Source organism: Bradyrhizobium sp. UFLA05-108 (genome assembly GCF_059803455.1).
In genome coordinates this window covers 1-1,030 of sequence record NZ_JBANAZ010000209.1, presented here as the reverse complement: position 1 = coordinate 1,030, position 1,030 = coordinate 1, and the positions used below count along the sequence as shown (strand labels likewise).

The 1,030-nt window shown below is 61.2% G+C and carries 1 pseudogene; it reads left to right on the top strand.

Annotation, left to right across the window (positions count from 1 at the left end):
* Positions 1 to 53: 53 nt before the first annotated feature.
* Positions 54 to 929 (top strand): annotated as a pseudogene (gene hisB, locus SO140_RS46020) (bifunctional histidinol-phosphatase/imidazoleglycerol-phosphate dehydratase HisB); the annotation flags it as partial.
* Between the last annotated feature and the right edge of the window lie 101 nt (positions 930 to 1,030).

Here is a 1,030-nt window from a genome sequence, read left to right as displayed (position 1 = left end):
ATACGCAAGCAGACTCCGCCTAATAATTCACTCTCTCTTTTACCGCCAGTTTCCCTCAGGAAACCTTCGATCCGCCGCACAACCTGATGATGCAGATCCTCAGCTCGCAGGGCATTCAGTTCACCGATGTGCTGATCTGCCCGCACCTGCCGGCGGACAACTGCGACTGCCGCAAGCCGAAGACCGCGCTGGTGAAGGGTTACCTCGAACCCGGCGTGCTCGATACCGCGCACAGCTACGTGATCGGCGATCGGCCGACCGATGTGCAGTTGGCGGAAAATATGGGCATCCAGGGGCTGCGCTACCAGCGCGGCGTGCTGGGCTGGAAAGAGATCGTGCGCCAGCTGACCCTGCGTGACCGTCACGCGCGGGTTAACCGCGTGACCAAAGAGACGCAGATCGACGTCAACGTGTGGCTGGATCGCGAAGGCGGCAGCAAAATCAAAACCGGCGTCGGCTTCTTCGACCACATGCTGGATCAGATCGCCACCCACGGCGGCTTCCGCATGGAGATCGACGTCAAAGGCGACCTGTATATCGACGATCACCACACGGTGGAAGACACCGGCCTGGCGCTGGGTGAAGCGCTGAACAAGGCATTGGGCGACAAGCGCGGTATTGCCCGCTTCGGCTTCGTGTTACCGATGGACGAATGCCTGGCGCGCTGCGCGCTGGATATCTCCGGCCGCCCGCACCTGGAGTACAAAGCCGAGTTCAACTATCAGCGCGTCGGCGATCTCAGCACCGAAATGGTCGAGCACTTCTTCCGTTCGCTCTCTTACACCATGGGCTGCACGCTGCACCTGAAGACCAAGGGCAAAAACGACCACCACCGGGTCGAGAGCCTGTTCAAAGTGTTTGGCCGTACGCTGCGCCAGGCGATACGCGTCGAAGGCAATACCCTGCCGAGCTCGAAAGGAGTGCTGTGATGAACGTGGTGATTTTGGATACCGGCTGCGCCAACCTGGCCTCCGTCACCTACGCGGTGCGGCGCCTGGGTTACCAGCCGGCGGTGAGCCGCGATCCGGAG